Source organism: Novosphingobium sp. ST904, from assembly GCF_001298105.1.
GTDB lineage: Bacteria > Pseudomonadota > Alphaproteobacteria > Sphingomonadales > Sphingomonadaceae > Novosphingobium.
The window spans coordinates 44,446-61,515 of the sequence record NZ_LGJH01000132.1 but is presented as its reverse complement, the minus strand read 5'-3'; the positions used below and the strand labels follow the sequence as shown (position 1 = coordinate 61,515).

Sequence of the window (17,070 nt, the reverse complement as noted above, 5' to 3'; positions counted from 1 at the left end):
TTTCGCGCTATCATTCATTCAAACTACACCGCAGCCTTGAGATCGCAACATTCGCTCTGGGGCGTCTCCTACCGTCAACGGTCGAGGTCGGACGCTTACGACCGATGAGGACCTGCTCAGGCTGGCCCGGCACCGGTATGCCCAGGCTGACAGGGAAGGGGCGACGATCGACGATTACGTGCAGCTCGTGGACATCTTCCCCGCCGTGCTCCAGCGGTTGCGGGAGAAGGCTGAGATCACTCGCGATCTGGTGACGATCAAACGCCTCGATCTGAACGGCCCCGAACCCTGGCAGCATCTGTTGTCAGAAGCCGCCGAGTGAGGCGGGCGCCGTCATGACGGATATCCAGAAGAGCACGCCCGAAGATCTCCGCCGAGAAATCACCCGCCTGCTGGGCAGCAAGGGGCATTTTGCCGGCGCCGATTACCGCGCGTTCACGCCGGCCCCGCCCGACACCCGCCTGCGCGAAAGCGGCAGGACGCTGCCACCGGCCGAGCGCGGCGCCTTCGGCCGATGGCTCCTTCGCCAGACCGAGGCCACAGGCCTGCTGGCGAACCTCGTGAAGGCCGCCCGGGCTGATCGCCAGTTCCCTCTCGACGGCGATCCCGAAGCGGTTCGAAAGCGGCTCAGGGACTGCGGCGCCGATGGGGATATGTTCGAGGCCGTCGAGGAAGCTGAACTCGACTGGCTGAGCTACTGAGCAGCGAGCCCAGGCGTTACCGGCCATGCGCTACAACAAGGTCCGGCGCGCTGCCTGAGTGCGCGCGAGGTCGGCGCGAGCCTTCTCGGCATCAGCGATCTCGCCCACTGCGATCTGCGCTTCGAGGTGCAGCTTCTCCTGAGCTTCCAAGCTGTCGAGAATGCGGAGGTTGGCAGCGAGGCTGGCCTGCCGGGTGGCGGCCAAGCTGGCGTCGGCGCGCAATGCCTCTTGCGCGTACTGGGCGCTGTTATCGGCGGCCCGACGCTGGCTCTCCTGCGCCTCCCGCAACGCCTCGGCGCCTACGGCCTTGCGGCGCTCCTCGGCAATGCGATCGTTTTGGAGGAGGAGCTGCTCCTTTTGGGCGTTGGTCGTATCCGTGTCGGCCTTGATCTGCCGTCTGTTCCGCGCGCGCTCGTACTCAATCTGGTCGTGCTCGAGTCCCCTGCGAGCATCTGCGGTGCCGATGGCGTCGGCCTGAGCCTGAAGGATCGCCATCTGTCCAGCAGCGAGATCATCTTTGAACCGGCTTGCAACGTCCGCCGGATCGGGGCCGGTCTTTCCGGAGGCCTTCTTGCCGCCTTTTTTGGTGTCGGTTGCTGGTGGGGCAACGGCGGGAGCGGGCTTGAATGACGCTAGTGGCTTCTCAACTTCCTCGTTGTACTGCTTCCGGAAATCCACGACATTCTGGACAGCATCGTCATACAACTTCTTTTCGGCGCCAGCGGCTTTCCGAGCACTCGCGAGCGCGCCCGCAGGATCGTTCAGAACGCCCTTGCTAAGACCTCGCTCTGCAATGGGCCGGTTGGCGGGATTGTCGAGTTCACGTTGGACGCGAGCGTTGTAACTGTCGCGCGCCTGGATCGCAGCTGTGCGCGCTTTCGAAAGAGTTGCCCTTGCCTGTTCGACCGACGCAGCTTTCGCCTGAGCCGCGACGCGGCCCCAGGCTTCCGCCAGCTTATCAGCCTCCCCTGTTAGATTTGCTGTGGCCGTAAGCGCGGCCCGCTGTTCGCTTGTCAGCTTGTTGGTCTCGGCGGCGGCTGTCACCTGCGCGGCACGAACACTTTCCAGCGAGGCTGTTTGCGCATCGATGGTAGCTTTCAGGGATCCGGCGGCAGCATCGGCCTTCGCCGTCTCATTGTACAGATAGCCTATGCCGACAGTGAGGGCGGTGACAGCAAGCCCGACAGGTCCGCCGAATGCAGCCAACAGCGATCGTCCAGCCGTGCTGCCAGCGAACGCAAGGGCCTCCATTGTAGTTGCGGCACCGGCGGCTCGGGCTTGCAGCGCAAAGATCGCAGTCGATGCAACGCCTGTGGCAGCCGCACCGCCCACCATGCCCGCAACAAAACGTCCAAGCATGACCGCACTGAGAACGGCAAGCGCCTCGGTGACTGTATCGAGGTTATCGGCGAGAAGGTTTATGGCGCCGGTGATCGTGGCTGTTGCCCCGTTCGCACTGTCCGTCTCGCCTATAAACTTCGTGATCGCATTCGTCAGGTTGGTGAAGGCGCCACTGATGGTGAGGGTGGTGCTGGCGGCCTGCTTCTCCAGATCCGACATTGCCCGGATGATCGCGCGGAATAGCTCGACGTTGGAGACGCCTGGTCCCTTGGTATCCTTGATCTTCTGCGTCAGGCCGGCGAGCGAGCCGCCGGTGCCGTCGATGTATTGCGACGCCTGCCGAAGCAGGGGTTGCATCGTGTCGAGCAGGCTGTTGAACTCTTCCGCCTGTACACGCGGGCTGCCTAACGCCTGGCCGAGCTGGAGCAGGGCACCCGAAGCTTCGTTCGTGCTGGTGCCGCTGATGCGCAGCGAGCGGAGACCGCCCGTGTCAGGTCGACGAGATCACTGGTACTGGCGCCGAGTTCCTTTTGGTTCTGCGCGGCGCGGCTGTAGAGCGTGCCGACAGCTTCCAGTTCGACGCCATTTTTCTGGGCGACTTGGAAGAGGCGCTCTTGCGTGCCGGCAAGGTTCCCGCCCTCCAGACCAGCGACTTTCAATTGGTTGGTAAAGCGGGTGTAGCTGTCGGCCATGGCCGCAACCTCGCGGGCGGAAAACCCTGCGGCGAGCGAGGTTGCGATTGCCCGTGCACTGGTGCTGATTTTGGCGGAGGAAGCCGAAAACTGGCGCTCAAGCCTAACTACCGCTTGTCCTTGGCTATCGAGCTGGGTGTTGACCCGGCGTGTCGTGTTCTCGACATCGACACGGTACTTCGCAACGTCCGCGCGAAGCTGAAGGATGACAGGGTCGATTTCGGCCATTGCGGCAGGCTAGGGCCGTAAGCTATGGACAATTACCGCTTTTGGGGAACGGCATGCTGCAAATTATTGGCTGGCTTGGGTGCCTATATCTCGTGGTGAAGGCCTTGGAAATCATTGCGAACCCGGCATATCGCGATGCCAATGGCATGATGAATACCGCAGCTATATGGGCGTCTCTGTTAGCGTGCTTCGGGGCTATAGGGTTCGCTCTATGGCTGGCGGCGCAAGGTGGCGCCTTCCCACAGAAGTCGAGCGCCGAACGAGCTTCCGATGAGCTTTCAGCGTCAATCATTCGTCAGTGCATTGAGTTGGCTAAGACGCCAGAAGATGCAGCGAAATGCGGCAAGTGGTAATTGGAGCGGCCCTAGTGCCGCTCCACAGCAATCATTTTGTCGGCGTTTGGGCCCCTGGGATCGATTCAGGCTTCACTTCTGCAGGCTGAGGCACCTGAATGATGATAGGAGGCTGCGGCTCAGGCTCGATCGTCGATGGCTTGAACGGCGGTGCCGGGGTGCCCGGCTTGGCAATCTGGAAGGTGAACGGGTACTTCTGGCCGTTCCAGTCCACGATCATGGTGACCCGCGCCGGCAGCTTAGGCAACTTCACCTTGTTGAAAACGATCTTCCCTGCGTAGCTCTCGTGAGGATCCACGGTGCTCATCTGGATGATCTGATCGCCCAAGTCGTTCAGCGTGCGATCAAGCTGGTTCTGGATCGATGCGATTCCGTAGGCAGTACCGCCAGCAATCGCAACAGCTTGTATCTGACCAGCGGTGCTAGGCGCGCTGTAGGTGTAGTGATAGGCCCCACGCGGCGTGTAAAGGGTGCTGCGATAGTGATCGCGCTGTGATGCTGCAGCAGCAGCGCCAAGGCCACCTGCAAGCGCAAGGCCAACGGTTGCCCAGGTCGCGCGGTTCTTCGCCTTGCGTTCCAGTTCGTCCACGGACAGCGCGGCGACGGTTACACCCTCGGAAGTGAGCGAGAAGCTGCCGACATCCACATTCGCGCTCTGGCTGGCGTCGTTATAGACCGCGACATTGAAAGCTAGGCTACCGTGGTCCATCGGCGCGGGCCTGACCTGCACCGAGCCGGATTCCGAGAAGATATCGACGGTCGCAGAGCCGTGATCGTATCGGATGTGTTCGTCAGCCTGCTGGATCGGCTGAACAATGATCTTCGGTGCAGCTAGTGCTTGCGTGCTGATCGCCACGGCAATCAGCGACGCAACGATGCGCGCAGCTTGATTCATAATTCCCCCGTTTCGGATGATTCGCCCAATTCGACCGATACGTGGAATCGCTTAATTCTCCGTGATCGAGATCACACTGTGGCGCCTACGAGAAATTGGCTGTCCGGTGCGCCTCCACAAACCGCCGCAATCTTTCGGGATCAGCTACCGAGCGCCCATCTTCGCCCGGCGCCGCATGCGCCTCGTTATGAGCCTCCAGCGCCTCGAAATATCCTGAGAGGGATAGTCGCTCCCAATCCAGATGCATGCCGCCGCAGTTGGCGATCAGCTGTCCTTTTCGGAGGGGCTGGGGGCCAGCGGCTCCTCCCCCGCGCCGTCCGCTTTTTTTAGGTCGATGCCGACGATCGCTGCATGAAGGATGGTCCAGGCGATATGGAGGCTTTCGACCAGCGGGCGCGCAGGGAAGGTGTAGGTATCGACGAGATTGCGAGCAGTGTTCGGCCCGACTTCGATTTCAGTCCCGTCGACCAAGCCAGAGTTACCGCCGATAAGCCCGAGGCGAATTGTTTCACGGATCTCCGTGACCATGGCCGTACCGCCACCCATGTAGACGGGATCGTCGCCGACCGTGCCGAGCCCGGCGCCCATCGCATCGTACATGGCAAAAACCGACTTGCCGCCGCATTTGCGCTCAAGCTCAACCACATGGGGCAGGGCGAGCCAGAACGAATAGCGACCGTCGGCGAAATCGAGTTCGACCCGAGTGTCCGGCATTACGGCGCGACGGTCCAGACCAGCAGGCCTTCGCCTTCAAGGGTGACCTCGGTCGTGCCGCTGTCGCCGTCCTGCGCATAGGCCTGGTTGCGGGTCGTCAGGATCGCGGTGCCGGAATAGGTGCCCATCAGCTCGCCGCCGTCGGTGCCGTCGTCCTTGTAGAGTTCGACGTCGTAGATCTTCCGCACGCCAAAAGCGTCGGTCCACTCGGTTTCGAGGTCGATGTTGTCGTTGCCTGAGCCGGTGACCTGCCACGAGGAGCCGGTGACGCGCAGCTTGCGGGTGCCGGGACGGTTCGGCTTGGCGCAGTCGCGGCGATAGCGCTCGCTGGTCTGGGCGGTGCGGTTGATGTTGACGCCTTCGATACCGCAGAGCAGCGTGAAGACAGCCGGCGGCCCGGCATCGGTCTGAATCTTGATGAGGGCGAAGTCGGCGCTATTCGGCTCGGACACGGCAAATCTCCAGCGTGGTTTGCTGGAGCATGGCGCGGATCAGTCTTCGGCCTTACCGCCCTCTATGGTGTGGAACCGGGCGCGGGCGCGGTCAGCTTGCCAGTCTGATTGTTCCGGCGCCGATGCATCGACGATCATGCACTTGAGGGCATGTGCAGCTTCCTCGTCGCCGTCTCGTGACAGACGATCGGCCGCCTCGATGATGTCGTCAGGGTCGACGGCCTCTGAGCGGATCATCTGTGTTAGGAAGGCGCGCAGCATGCGCTCGGCGAGGGGCTGGTCCATTCCGGCCAGCGTATCAGCCCTGGAAGGCGCGCGCCACCACAGATGCAATGCCGTGCCAAGCTTCCGCCTCTGCGCCATCGCGCATCAGGCGGGACGAGCGGACAATGAAGCGATAGCGCCGCCCTTCCACGTGAAGGCATGATTGTGGACCGCCTCCACCACCGCGCTGTTCAGGCGTCCCGCGTGGTCCTTGGCCGTCTCTATCATCACCCCGGCCGGATCGTCATCGACGTATCGTGGCTTGGCGAAGCTGTGCAGCATGAAGCTGATCTCGGCGCGGGCGGTGCAGCCGCGCCCGGCCGGGATCGACTGCGTTCCGTCTAGGCGGACAAACGGCCATTCCGGCGCTTCGGCGACGGGATCGATCGATGTCTTTGCCACTATGTCCAGCAGCGCGGCATTTGCCTTCAGGCTGATGACGGCGGCGCGCTCAGTCGGTCGCAGCAGGTCGCTTGGCACGCGGTTTTTCCTCCTTCTTCAATGCGCCGGCCTTCCTGGCGGCGGTGACAACGGCATCCGTCACCTCGATCTCGACGTTGGGCGGATAGCGCGCCTCGCGGTTGTTCCCCAGCGGGTACCGGAACTCACGAGCGAAGGTCACCGTCTGCATTACGAATCTCCTGACTTGCTCTGGCGCACGACGTTATCGACGGCGCGGCGAACGAGCTGTTCGACCTCTTTCCTTTTAGCGTCACGGGCAGGGGCCATGTACGGCCGGGCGGCCATTTTCGATGTGCCGAACTCCAGATCACCCGCGTAGGGCGCGTTGCTGCTGACCTCGACGACAAGCGGGGCCGTCTGGTTTGTCTCGATGTTCCCGGCCAGCGTCCCGGTGTCGTTGTTCGGTGCCTGACCGGGCGCCGAAGGTACGTGCTTCTTCCCGCTGACCGCTCCGGCGGTGATGCTGATTTGCGCCTCGACCTGGATCATTTCACCGGCGGCAAACAGGGCCTTTCCGACCTCGCGGACCATCTTCTCCCCTGATAGCTTCTTGAGGCGGTTTGCGTGGGCCTTGGCGCCTATGAGCCGAGACTTAGGCACGGCGACCGCGCCCGACCCACCCGGCGGCGGCAGTGTCCCGCTCGATCAGCTCGACCGACCAAATGCCAGCATGCGGCCCATCGGTGATCTGGATGCGCGCCTCGGTATTCAAGGTGCCTTCCAGCGTGTCAGCCAGGACGATGAAGGCGATATCGGTGTCCACGTAACCCTCGGCCTCGCGCATGCGCTGGGTGGCCGTGTCGATCTGCGCTTGGCAGGCTCGATAGGAGACACCGCCGGGCGTGATGATGGTGTTTCCGTCGTCATAGACAGGATCGACCTGCTCGATAACGCGGGCAGGCCAGTACGGCCCCCCGAACAGCGAGGAGAAGCCAAGGCCGATCTCGGCGAAGGCGGCCGGAAGGTCCATCAGCAAGGCGTCCCGGTGAAGCCCACGAGGCGCGGTCCGCCGAACAGACGGCGTTGGATCTCGGCGAACTGCTGACCCCATACGGTGGACTGGTACCCGCCCTTCGCGCGCTGGGCGACGACGCTATCCGATAGGGTTGCGCTGAAGGTTCCGCTCTTGAAACTGGTCGCGCCGGTCGCCGCGAGCGTGCCGACACCTGCAGCTAAGCCCACGCCATTCAGGGCAAGCAGATGAGCCGTTAGCAGCTCGGTCGCGCTCTGCTGCTGATCGCCATAGTTCCCACCGACGCGGCCCTCGGCTTCCAAAGCCCAAATGGCATACGACTCCTCGGTGAGGGTCGAGAATGCGGTGTACTTGGCCTTGAAGGTGGCGAGGGGAAGGCGTGCGTAGGGCATATGGTCCTCACGAAAAGGGCCGCCGCCCGGTTGAGCAGCGGCCCCACACTTCAGGTCGGCGCGACCGGATCAGCCTTCGCGGGCCATTTCGATCGCTGCGATGATGTCGTCCTTCTTGGTCGCGTCGCCCAGGTCGATCTGCTCGCTGGCAGCCAGCGCCTTGAGTTCATCGACCTTGAGCTTCGGCAGATCTTCGCCCGTATCGTCGCCATCATCGAGAAGCTTTGCCACGAGCCCTTCGCTCTCGCCGATCGGTTCAAGCACTTCGACCGTTTCCGATTTACCCGGTTCGACCAGTTTCACGCCGGCCGGAGTCCGAAATGCCTTCGCGCGGAAGTCGTTGTTGGTCACCTTGTACTTCATGGCTTACGTCCTCGTACCGGTGCGGATCAGGTCGGGGCGCTGGTTGAAATACAGCGGGTAGCTGTACTGCTCGCCGCGCGTGTAGGCCTGCCGTTCGAGATCGACGATGTTCAGCGCGTAGACGTTCTGGCCCGGCGTGTTGACGTAGGGGCCGAACTCAGCCGGTGCCATAGCCTGCTTGAACACGTCGTTCGCGCCGACCGGGAAGAAGATGGCGTTGTCCACGCCTACGGCCACCGTCGAGTTGTCGTCGGTGCCTTGGTAGTTGTGCCAGGTGATGCCGCCGTACTCGAAATCGCCGAAGCTGTTGTTGCCACGCAGATCCGCTGCAGCCGACCAGTTCAGGTAGGTTTCGCGCACCTGTGGATGGTTGATGAGCGCGTCGAAGAACGCGTCGCCGACCAGCGCATGAACCTTTGTTGCCGGAGTGAATGCACCCTTTGACGAGCGCTTCATCGAGCGGATCACCTGAGCGCATTTGCCGCGGACGTCGGTGGTGTCGACGTTCAGCGCGAAGCTGATGGCCGACGGCTGCGCGACGTTGAAGGCGGTGAAGTAATTGTAGATGACGGTCGTTCCGTCTGCATCCAGCAGCAGGCCCTGGAGAGCACCGAGGCGGTGAAACTCGTGGGTCAACTCCATGTCATTGCGGACACGAGACATGCGGCGCAGATATTCGGTCTGGACCGACTGAAGCTCGGTCTGCGAGCCGAAAGCGCGGATGCCCTGGACTTCCTCGGCGTAGAGCGTGAAGCCCTTGGCAAGGCGGGTCGTGCGGAGCGGCACAGCGTCGCGGTTGTCACGCGTCAGTTCGGTCGGCGGTGCGCCAACCGGAGACGACGGGATCAGGGTAAGCGTGGCGCCGCGACGATCGACCCAGATATCGCGGGTCTGCACCGGCATTGCGTCGAACAGGCCAAGCTGTCCGAGAAGCTGCGGGTTGAAGTCCATCTTGTCGACCGCGCCGGTGAGCGAAGTCATCGAGAAGGCCGACGAGTTGAAGACGTCCATTCCAGCCATTGTAGGGCCCCTTAGCGTACGATGATGCCGAGCGTTGCGAGCGCGGCATTGGCGGTTGCGATGGCTGCGGCGTCGGCGCCGGCAGAGTAAGTCAGATGGGCGCCGACCACCTGCGCGTCGCGCGAAACGACGGTGCGCTTGGCGGTGCCGACTACGCCTTCGAAAAGGATGCCGGCAACGGTTTGCGAGCCGTCCGAAGCGCCCGGCGTATAGCGGACGAAATTGCCGCCCGAGGTGAGCTTTCCGAGGATGGTGCCGGCGACGAGGCCCGGCGACGCACCGCCGGCTACAGTTACCTGGTCGCGCGAACGGTACATGCCCTTGGCTTCGGAAATGAGGAATCCAGCGGTGTGGATGCCTTCGGTCAGGATGGCCATGTCTTACGCTCCCTTCTTCATGGATACGCCGGCCGACTGGAACAGGTTGTCGTTCCAGGCCGCGGCCCCGTCTGCGAGATTGATGGGCGAGCCGAGCGGTTTCACGCCGTTGTCCTCGACCTTCGCGTCCTTGGTCAGCACGGCAAACGAGGCGGCGATCTGGTCGGCGGTCCAGTCCTTGGCCGCGTCGCCCATCTGCTTCGAGACGGTGGCCGACATGATGGCGGCTTCGTCCATCTCGTCGGTGACGGTGATTCCGAGGGTCTTGGCCTTGTCGGCGACGATGATCAGCGCCTTGCCTGCGTCGCGCAGCTGGGCCGGGGTCGGCTTGGCATCCTTCACCTGCTGTTCGAGCGTGGTGATCTTCGCGTCCTTGGTCTGACTTTCGGCCGTCAGGGTGGCGACCTGCGTTTCCAGGCCTGCGACCTTGCCATTGGCGGCGTCACGGGCGGCGAGGAGGGTGGCAATGTTCGCGGCGGCGGTGTCCGCATTGCTCACATCGACGGACAGCCCGTCGATAAGTACGATCTTCGGCACAGGGCTCTCCTGAGTGAGTGAATCGAGAATGTTGGAGGGAAGGGCGTCGCAGACGGCGAACCCGTCCTTGATGGCGCACTCGGAACCGGCGCGGCCGCGATCGACGAGCGCAACGTGGTTGCCGGTGATGGACTTCTGGCGGGCCTGGCACTTGGTGCCGTCTGGTGCCGTGAAGTCGCCGAATTCGAGGTCGCTGCTGTAGCCGTTGCTCAGCTCGCGCTTGCCGCCGTCGACCTTGGCAATGGCCTCGGCGTCGGTCAGCAGCAGGTCGAAGGCGAGGTAATCGCCGTCGCGCATCGCGCCCATGATCGTGCCGCGCGCGTGGTCACGCCAATTGTAGGTGGTCACGGGGGCGGCGGGGTGGTCGTCAGTGACCGGCTTGCCGATGAAGCTGCGGACGGACTTCTCGTCAAAGACGGTGTCGTCGTCGCGAAGCACGTTGACCAGCGCGGTATCGCGGTGGCCGTGCTTGTTGTCAGGGTCAACCTCGGAGCCACCGTACTGATAGACGCCGGTGCGAGCCGCGCGTGCGCGAACGGCCATGGCGCCGCCTTCGATGCGGCGGGGGGCGTCAAGGGTGAGGCTGTCCCGAAATTGCATATCCGAGAGGATATTAAGTCTGGACGATGTGGCTTACCGCTGTCAGCGGTGCTCCATGTCTATGCAAGAACCTTCGCCGAGATCATCTTTCGATGCCGCCGCAATCAGCGATGCAGAGGAGATACTCCAAGGGGAGATACTCCAAGAGGAGATACTCCAAGAGGTGAGAGACGAATTGATAGTTCAGCTTCGGCCGGGCTCTGACCACCACGCTTGGGTTAGCGATGCGGTCAACGTAGTCGAGGGCAAAGGTGGTAAATGCCCCCTACCCGCACGATGCGTGACAGGGAGTGACGATTGGAAAAAGGTTCACTTGAAAGTGATCATGCCGAGCAAGCAGTCGCTTATGCTGGTTAAGCTAGCAATTAAACGAGACGATTAATTGTCGAGGGTGTTGATTTCGAGTGGGAATCAGCATACACAAAATATGCCGGTTCGATGGAAGTCACGGCGAGGGAGTGACCGTCTTCACGCGCCAGGCTTCGTGCAGCGCGGCTGTCAGGCACCAACCTTCTTCTCCTCCAAATTTCATAGCTGGCGCCAGCTTTATATTTTCACCTTACTCGGTGCACCGGGTCATGGAGCTTTTTGCCATGCCCAGGAAGAAGAAGCGCGGCATTTCTGTATGGATGCCGCTGATTAAAGCCGTTGCCGTTGAACTGCTGAAGTTCGGACTGGCCTACCTCAAGTGAGGCGAGGCGGCGTCTACTGACGCCGCCGACCCACTCCATTTCTGGGCAATCAAACTACCAAGCGTTGGAATCGCCCGCATTGTCTTCGTTGTTGGAGGGCACAATGCTAACAGTCAGCGACTTGGCAGTGGCGCGTTCGTTCCACTTTTCATAAACCCAGATGCGGTTTTCCCCCGCCTTCAACGTGAGTACAGCGCTGAAATTGAATGAGGCAGGGCCGTCCTGCCAATTGAAAGTCTTGGTATCTACAGTGTTGCCGTTCTGGCGAATTTCTATGGTCGAAGTTGGATTTTGCTGATTTCCATTTCCAGAGATGCCGAAGGACCCTTTAAGGATATATGTCCCGGCTCTTTGCACTTTCACCAGTTGTTTAACCGAATTGAATTTCTCTTCGACCATGGTAATGGCTTGGGCTGACGCTATGACCGGAGTTAGTGCAGTTAGCAGTGCAATGGCAATTGACGTGCGCATCCCATCCTCCATTTTCAATTTCCACTATAGTTATAGGTGTATTGAAAATGTAGGTGATTGGGTAATATGAATTACAACTTTATTGCATGCGGTTGGAAGCGTTACCTTTTTTTGTCGCTGATTTTACCAGACGCGACAACGCTTGGATTTCTCCACCGTTTGAGCCGTCTGGGCGGCTATTCGAAATTGAGTACTGCTTGTGATCGACACCCGCAGTAAGGCAACCTTCCCGGCAGGTCCTGCGGCGCCGTCTCATCGGTGTACTCATTCCCATCCCGCGCCTGATGATTGAGGCGCGGGTGGGCTTTCCGGCTATGCCGCCAGATCCACGTATCGATTCCCGCCTCCCGGCGCCGCTCCTCCGCTAGCGCGCTGGTCAGCTTGTTGAGCTGGTCCGAGGCGATGCGCGTCGCCCGGCTGCGGCTCACGCCCACGCTGTCCCGGATGGTCTTCGCCACATCGCGCGCCGGTGTCCGGTTCTGCAGGCCATCGAACACGGCGTTGCTGATCTTCTGCCGCGTCACGTCGGACACGTCCTTGACCAGGGCGACGTTCCACTCGATCGAGGTCTCTAGGTTGGCACGCACGTCGCCGGCGCCGATCATGGTGCCCAGGTCTACGCCGGTGGCAGAAAGGACTGCGCCGCGCCACTTGCCGCGGAACCACTGCTCGGTCCGAAGTGCCCAGTCTCGCACCTCAGGCGTCAGCAGCAGCACAAGCCGGTTGATCTGCTCGGCAGCGCCGTCGATCTCGGCGCGGACGTCAGCCGGCGCGTCCGTCGTCATCTCGGAGACGGTGGCGGCATAGGCGGCGATGATGCGTTCTGCACCGGCTGCCCACGCTTGAACCACAGGGTTATACACAGCCCGAAACAGGTTCGTCGCAAGCGTCCCCGGTGGGTCGATGTCGCGTAGGACGATCGAGCGTTTGCGGCTTCCCGGTTTGGCTCGGCGCGCCATGGCTGAGAGATCATACGTCATTGCGCGCTGCCCGCGAAGTCGCTACAATGCAGCTTCCCACGGGTCGTTTCGGACGTGTGTTTGAGGCTCGCTTCATCAAACCCCGTGGTCATTTCACCCACCATGCATTCATCGGATAGACGGCTTTCGAACTCGTCTCGTAGATGACCGTCATCGTTCCGCGACGGTTGGTATAGGTCGCCTCGAAGCGAGGGCCGTTCATGCCGCGCGATTTGGCAGGACGAACGTCAGTTGCTTGGTTGAGGCCGGTGGCGGCGCGCACGAGATCACCCTTCGTCAGCGCTTTCGCGCCGTGCACCTTGCCTTCGGGGCCGTGGTTCTTCCAGGCATGTGCGATACCGGAATGATCGAGCCGCAGTTCTTTTCCTGCGATGTCGATCCCTGTGCGCTGCTTTACGAGACGCGCAGCAGAGGGCGACACGTCACCGACCGGTCGCTGCTTCTGCCCGCGCCCTCCGCCGATGGCCCTGCCGACATAATCGCCCGGTGATCCACCCCCTCCAGGTCCAGACTTGAACTGGCCGCCGCGAGCGCCGCGCCCCCAGTGGTGCTTATTTCCGTCCTCAAAAGGGGAACTGCCGGTCGGCACACCCCCGTCGTTGACAGCACGGCGGGCGGGCACATTCGTCCCGCCCCCGGCAGACGCAGGATCACCTTCCTTTCCGGCTTGGAGGGCAGACGGATCGTCGTCCGTCTCGTCATCCTCGGAGGTGAGGCCGAACCTCTGCGCCTCCGGGATCTTGGCGAGAGCGTCGGCCAGCCCAGGCATATAGCCACGCTCTTCAATCAGGTTCTGCACGCGCGGGACATGGCCTCTTCCGGCAACATGCCGGTGTCGATCAGCTTCGTGATCGCGTCCATGAGCAAGTCGAAGGTCTCGGCCTCTTCCTTCTCGGTCGGCTTGCGAAGCGGAGCCCAGAGCCACCAGACCTTGTCCGGGTTCTTGGCGCCCGCCGATCGGATCAGAATCGGGTCCAGCTGCTCCAAGCAGGGCCGGGTCTCGTTTTCCTGCCCGTCGCCGACCGTGTCCCACCAATTATCCGTGTCGTGGTCACCGGTGGCGTTCATGCCGCCGGGCGAGCGGCCCATGATCTTGGTGAAGGGGATGCCGGACACGGCGGCCATGCGCTGGTCGATCGCGTCCATGAACGCGGGGATGCCGGACCAGTTGATCTGGTAGTCGTCGATCTTCTCGCCGGGGTCGTCCGTGCCGGTGCCGGAGCGGTAGACCGTCGCGTTAAGAGTGCTTTCCGAGCTGGCGATCAAGGCGATGCGCTCGTTGAGCTGCTGCTTGCCCGCCTCGCTGCCCATCATGTCGAGAAGGTCGGGGATACCGATGCGCAGCAGTTTGGCCTTGCGGATCAGCTCGACGAACCAGGTCTGCGCATGGTCGGAGTTCTGCACGGCGCCGAAGACGCGCAGAAGCTGGCTATCGCCCCAGTACACTTCCTCGTCGCTGACGGACGTTCCCGCCGGGATGGGATCGCCTCGGAACGGTATGACACGGCTCGGGTGTATCGTCGCCTGGCGGCCGTCGCTGTCGATCCGGAATCGCCGCGGCATCCGGTACGTGGGCGAGGCAAGCTCCTTATCGAAGTCCTCGGCGTGATCTCCCAGCGCGAAACGACGTTGACGGCGATCAAGCCACCCTTCTGGATCGTTTCCGGGTTCAGTTCGCTCGCATGGTCGCCAGCGGTCACGAGAATCAAGGCGCCGCCGCCGATGCCGCGCAGGACCTCGGCCTGCTTCACTTTGGCGCGCAGGCCGAGGCGCTTCTCTTCCTTCTCGATCAGTTCGATCGTGGGCTTGTCGGCCTGCCAGTCTCGCCACTTCTGCGTGCGGTCGGCGGCGGGAAGGGTGATGACCTTCCGAAGCATGCCGGACGACATGTAGGCGGCGAGGGCCAGCTGATGGGAGAAGACGCCGGGAAGCGCGGTCGATGCCGCGAGGGAACCTCGGCTGAATGGGTTGAGGCGGCCGACTGCCTCAATCGCCCCGCGAAGACTGTCGGTAAGAAACGCCATAGCGGGGAGGGTACGGCGCGGGCTTTACCGCCTTTACCGCCCTTAGCCTAGCAGCCCCGCCGTCGAATGCCTGCGCTTCTGGAGAGCCACGACTTCGAACGCGCGTGACGTGCTGTCCACCCGGTCGTCGTGCTTGGCGCTCGGGAAGGCCTCAAGCTCGGTGAACCACGGCTCGTTCCATTCACCGCGATAGACGTCGACGTTGCCCGCCTCGCACTGCGCCGAGAACGGGCCGAAGCGGGTGATCTTGTCGCCGGTCTCAGTTGACGACCGCACGGTATAGCCGGACAGCATGAGCGTCAGCGCCTTGACCTGGCTCTTGCCTGCCTGCCCAGGGTCCTGCGGTAGCGAAATGATCGTCTCCTTCCCGTCCTGCGAGGCGTTGTTCATGATGAACGTCTCGACACCGGCGGGCGTGGTCTGAACGGTGTTGTTGTGGACCACGATGTACCGTCCCTCCGGCGTGCGGCCGATCTTCGTGCGGCTCGTTGCGTCGGGGTTCGGGTTCTCAGGTGAAGGCGGGGTGGCCGCAAGGTCATATCCGGCGCCGAACACGGTCCCCACGGGAATGGCGTCGACCACCCGGCACCATGAGCGTTGGAAGTAGAGACCCGCAGCGGGCCGAATCTTCCAGTTGCCTCCCAACAAACGCTCGCGCTCGACCTGCGGCAGGGCGAGCAGCGACGCCATGTACCCCGGATCGGCGGCCATCAGCGCTTTGTTGTCGGTCAGTTTGGCCGGAATGAACGTCAGCGACTTCGCTGGGATGGGTATCGTCTCGCCCTCATCGTTCAGCATGGTGTACTGGGCAAGGTCGGCGGGATCGTCTGCCCACCGCAGATCTTCGCCGACACGCACGAACCACCGCAGCTTGCCCGATCGCTCAGGGATGGGCAGACCCGTGTCCTGGTCGATCCACCATGCGATGAGGTCAGCGACCCAGCTGTCAGCGTCAGGGTTGCAGGTCGCGCGAACGTAGGGCCGGACGCCGCACATGGAGCGGTTCCGGCTGATCATGTACCAGAACTGGGTGGGCGTGAAGTGCGTGAGCTCGTCGAAGCAGATGAGCGGGATCTGCGAGCCCTGCCAATTCAGCCGGGTCTTATCGTGCTCCAGGTGAGCGAAGCTGACAGACGCGCCGGTCGGGAAAGACCATGTGAGGTTGTGCTCTTTCGGCTCCGCGTGGAGCAGGGGATAGAGCGTGGTGCTCTCGTCCCATAGGCCACCCTCGTTGCGGATCTGGACCGTGGAGCGTCGGAAGAACACTGCACCGAATCCCGGATTTCTGACGTGGCGCAGCGGCTCCATGAGCAGGCCCCAGGTCTTGCCGCCGCCCGCGCCGCCGCCGTAGATGACGATGTCGGCAGGCGATGACAGGAACGCTGTCTGGGGGCCGGGCTGGGGCTTGATCGTCTCGGCGGTGATCTCGGGGCCGCCGTTATGTCCGATGCCGGGGGTGATCGAGGTATGTGCGTTCACAGGTGCACGCGTTCCTCGCGCAGATTTTCAGCAGCACGTCGCAGGTAGGCGTAGTGCATCCCCGCCCGGCCGTCCTTCGGTATCAGGCTTTCAATCATACGGGCGGCGACGAGGTGCGGCGCGCTGTCGAAGCAACGGCCGCCCATGGTGCAGCGACCCTGATCGGAGCACGATGGTGCGTATCCCTCGCACGCGAGGATCGCGTTGCCGAAGCGCACCGAGTTCGCCCCGTGGCGCAGGTCGCGTTCAGTGACCTTAACCCTCATCGGAATATCCGTCGTCCGCGCTCATCACGCTGGCGAGGCCCGACCATTGGCCCCTCAGTTTCACCGCAATGCGTGCAGCGGAGCAAAAAATCACGATCGGGCTGGGCCTCGTCTACCAGAACATGGCCGATCGCGTGCTCATGGTTCCCCGCGCACTTCGTGCAGGCGTGATGGTCGAAGTCCCAGACGATCATCCTTCGTCCTCCGACTGCATATCGACTGCCTCGATGCACTCATGGCAGAACTCGGCCGTCGCCATATCTTCGGGTGCAAAGTCGTCGCCGCAGCATTCGCAGCAGACCATGCCGTCATCCATCAGTTGTCCCTCCCATTGTCAGGCAGCGCGAACACGGCGACTGCGGGCGGTGGCGCGGGCAGATCCTTCCCGTCCTTGCCGGTCAGTTCGCGGCGATTGGTGTAGGCGTTGCCCATTTCCTCGGCAGCCTGCTTGTGCAGCTGGGCGGCCAGGGGTAAGTTGCCCTTGTCCTCGGCTTTCGTGGCCATGCGCTGGAGCGCACGGAGGCGGGTGGACCGGTGCGCGATCGCGATCTGCGAGGAATCGTCCACGAACGACTTACGGGCCGCTTCGAACAGGGTGCGCCACTTGGCGGCCACCTGCGCGCCTGACACCTTCGTCGGGTCGTACTTCGCGACATGCTGGCGGGTGATGGCGAGGCCGAATTCCTTGTTTACCGCTTCCACCACCTGCGAAGGGGTGTCGAAGCACGCCAGCGCCTGCACGATGTGGGTTTTCATCTCGTCGTTGAGTTTGGCTTCCGCCATGGTTCCGTATC

Annotated in this window: 24 protein-coding genes and 2 pseudogenes; 4 read left to right on the top strand and 22 right to left on the bottom strand. The window is 62.5% G+C overall.

Translation table 11 applies throughout. The features are described 5' to 3' along the window. Window positions 1–178 precede the first annotated feature (178 nt). Window positions 179–322 (top strand): hypothetical protein, encoded by a 144-nt coding sequence (locus ADT71_RS31265; protein ID WP_156336529.1) that lies wholly within the window; start codon window positions 179–181, stop codon window positions 320–322. Window positions 323–335: 13 nt separating this feature from the next. Further along, window positions 336–701, top strand: coding sequence for a hypothetical protein (locus tag ADT71_RS08915; protein ID WP_231635744.1), 366 nt, complete (start codon window positions 336–338; stop codon window positions 699–701). A 30-nt stretch (window positions 702–731) separates the two neighbouring features. On the opposite strand, the pseudogene ADT71_RS08910 reads toward ADT71_RS08915, so the two are convergent. After that, window positions 732–2,734, bottom strand: a pseudogene (locus ADT71_RS08910) (tape measure protein). 281 nt (window positions 2,735–3,015) lie between these two features. Here ADT71_RS08910 and ADT71_RS08900 point away from each other — a divergent pair. Beyond that, complete coding sequence (locus tag ADT71_RS08900; protein ID WP_054436295.1) at window positions 3,016–3,315, top strand: hypothetical protein; 300 nt, start codon at window positions 3,016–3,018, stop codon at window positions 3,313–3,315. Between the two features lie 31 nt (window positions 3,316–3,346). Here ADT71_RS08900 and ADT71_RS08895 read toward each other — a convergent pair whose 3' ends face one another. The 13 genes from ADT71_RS08895 to ADT71_RS08835 form a co-directional block, all read right to left on the bottom strand. Beyond that, window positions 3,347–4,210, bottom strand: coding sequence for a hypothetical protein (locus ADT71_RS08895; RefSeq protein ID WP_054436294.1), 864 nt, complete (start codon window positions 4,208–4,210; stop codon window positions 3,347–3,349). A 264-nt stretch (window positions 4,211–4,474) separates the two neighbouring features. Beyond that, window positions 4,475–4,924: a GTA-gp10 family protein gene (locus ADT71_RS08890; RefSeq protein ID WP_054436293.1), complete on the bottom strand. Its 450-nt coding sequence runs from the start codon at window positions 4,922–4,924 to the stop codon at window positions 4,475–4,477. Further along, window positions 4,924–5,376, bottom strand: coding sequence for a hypothetical protein (locus ADT71_RS08885; RefSeq protein WP_054436292.1), 453 nt, complete (start codon window positions 5,374–5,376; stop codon window positions 4,924–4,926). Before ADT71_RS08885 ends, ADT71_RS08890 begins: the two co-directional genes overlap by 1 nt. A 39-nt stretch (window positions 5,377–5,415) precedes the next feature. Then, entirely contained in the window at window positions 5,416–5,661 is a 246-nt protein-coding gene (locus ADT71_RS08880) for a hypothetical protein (RefSeq protein ID WP_054436304.1), read from the bottom strand. 84 nt (window positions 5,662–5,745) lie between these two features. Next, the gene (locus tag ADT71_RS08875; protein ID WP_054436291.1) at window positions 5,746–6,120 is read right to left on the bottom strand and encodes a DUF3168 domain-containing protein; all 375 of its coding nucleotides are present in this window, start codon (window positions 6,118–6,120) and stop codon (window positions 5,746–5,748) included. Beyond that, window positions 6,092–6,271 (bottom strand): hypothetical protein, encoded by a 180-nt coding sequence (locus ADT71_RS08870; protein ID WP_054436290.1) that lies wholly within the window; start codon window positions 6,269–6,271, stop codon window positions 6,092–6,094. Before ADT71_RS08870 ends, ADT71_RS08875 begins: the two co-directional genes overlap by 29 nt. Continuing rightward, window positions 6,271–6,702, bottom strand: a complete 432-nt coding sequence (locus ADT71_RS08865; protein ID WP_082370240.1) for an HK97-gp10 family putative phage morphogenesis protein — start codon at window positions 6,700–6,702, stop codon at window positions 6,271–6,273. Before ADT71_RS08865 ends, ADT71_RS08870 begins: the two co-directional genes overlap by 1 nt. Continuing rightward, entirely contained in the window at window positions 6,695–7,072 is a 378-nt protein-coding gene (locus ADT71_RS08860) for a hypothetical protein (protein WP_054436288.1), read from the bottom strand. The genes ADT71_RS08865 and ADT71_RS08860 overlap by 8 nt, the downstream gene beginning before the upstream one ends. Then, window positions 7,072–7,467: a DUF4054 domain-containing protein gene (locus tag ADT71_RS08855; RefSeq protein ID WP_054436287.1), complete on the bottom strand. Its 396-nt coding sequence runs from the start codon at window positions 7,465–7,467 to the stop codon at window positions 7,072–7,074. Before ADT71_RS08855 ends, ADT71_RS08860 begins: the two co-directional genes overlap by 1 nt. A gap of 69 nt (window positions 7,468–7,536) precedes the next feature. Beyond that, window positions 7,537–7,830, bottom strand: a complete 294-nt coding sequence (locus ADT71_RS08850) for a hypothetical protein (RefSeq protein WP_054436286.1) — start codon at window positions 7,828–7,830, stop codon at window positions 7,537–7,539. Window positions 7,831–7,833: 3 nt separating this feature from the next. Then, window positions 7,834–8,850: a major capsid protein gene (locus ADT71_RS08845; protein ID WP_054436285.1), complete on the bottom strand. Its 1,017-nt coding sequence runs from the start codon at window positions 8,848–8,850 to the stop codon at window positions 7,834–7,836. 11 nt (window positions 8,851–8,861) lie between these two features. Further along, window positions 8,862–9,227, bottom strand: coding sequence for a head decoration protein (locus tag ADT71_RS08840; protein ID WP_054436284.1), 366 nt, complete (start codon window positions 9,225–9,227; stop codon window positions 8,862–8,864). Window positions 9,228–9,230: 3 nt separating this feature from the next. Continuing rightward, window positions 9,231–10,307 (bottom strand): DUF2213 domain-containing protein, encoded by a 1,077-nt coding sequence (locus ADT71_RS08835; protein WP_231635743.1) that lies wholly within the window; start codon window positions 10,305–10,307, stop codon window positions 9,231–9,233. 515 nt (window positions 10,308–10,822) lie between these two features. On the opposite strand from ADT71_RS08835, the gene ADT71_RS31260 reads away from it, so the two are divergent. Beyond that, entirely contained in the window at window positions 10,823–11,056 is a 234-nt protein-coding gene (locus ADT71_RS31260; RefSeq protein WP_132469712.1) for a hypothetical protein, read from the top strand. Between the two features lie 54 nt (window positions 11,057–11,110). Here ADT71_RS31260 and ADT71_RS08825 read toward each other — a convergent pair whose 3' ends face one another. From ADT71_RS08825 to ADT71_RS08790, 8 genes and pseudogenes are all read right to left on the bottom strand, one after another. After that, the gene (locus ADT71_RS08825) at window positions 11,111–11,527 is read right to left on the bottom strand and encodes a hypothetical protein (protein ID WP_132469711.1); all 417 of its coding nucleotides are present in this window, start codon (window positions 11,525–11,527) and stop codon (window positions 11,111–11,113) included. A 176-nt stretch (window positions 11,528–11,703) separates the two neighbouring features. Next, window positions 11,704–12,507: a phage minor head protein gene (locus ADT71_RS08820; protein WP_197282967.1), complete on the bottom strand. Its 804-nt coding sequence runs from the start codon at window positions 12,505–12,507 to the stop codon at window positions 11,704–11,706. A gap of 88 nt (window positions 12,508–12,595) precedes the next feature. After that, the gene (locus tag ADT71_RS32035) at window positions 12,596–13,306 is read right to left on the bottom strand and encodes a hypothetical protein (protein WP_054436279.1); all 711 of its coding nucleotides are present in this window, start codon (window positions 13,304–13,306) and stop codon (window positions 12,596–12,598) included. Next, a pseudogene (locus ADT71_RS33350) lies at window positions 13,294–14,384 on the bottom strand (DUF1073 domain-containing protein). The gene ADT71_RS32035 and the pseudogene ADT71_RS33350 overlap by 13 nt, the downstream one beginning before the upstream one ends. 189 nt (window positions 14,385–14,573) lie before the next feature. After that, complete coding sequence (gene terL / locus ADT71_RS08800) at window positions 14,574–16,010, bottom strand: phage terminase large subunit (protein ID WP_082370239.1); 1,437 nt, start codon at window positions 16,008–16,010, stop codon at window positions 14,574–14,576. Then, the gene (locus tag ADT71_RS08795) at window positions 16,007–16,276 is read right to left on the bottom strand and encodes a hypothetical protein (protein WP_054436276.1); all 270 of its coding nucleotides are present in this window, start codon (window positions 16,274–16,276) and stop codon (window positions 16,007–16,009) included. Before ADT71_RS08795 ends, terL begins: the two co-directional genes overlap by 4 nt. 190 nt (window positions 16,277–16,466) lie before the next feature. Further along, window positions 16,467–16,592: a hypothetical protein gene (locus ADT71_RS34905; protein ID WP_255351618.1), complete on the bottom strand. Its 126-nt coding sequence runs from the start codon at window positions 16,590–16,592 to the stop codon at window positions 16,467–16,469. Further along, window positions 16,592–17,059 (bottom strand): DUF2280 domain-containing protein, encoded by a 468-nt coding sequence (locus ADT71_RS08790; RefSeq protein ID WP_054436302.1) that lies wholly within the window; start codon window positions 17,057–17,059, stop codon window positions 16,592–16,594. The genes ADT71_RS34905 and ADT71_RS08790 overlap by 1 nt, the downstream gene beginning before the upstream one ends. Between the last annotated feature and the right edge of the window lie 11 nt (window positions 17,060–17,070).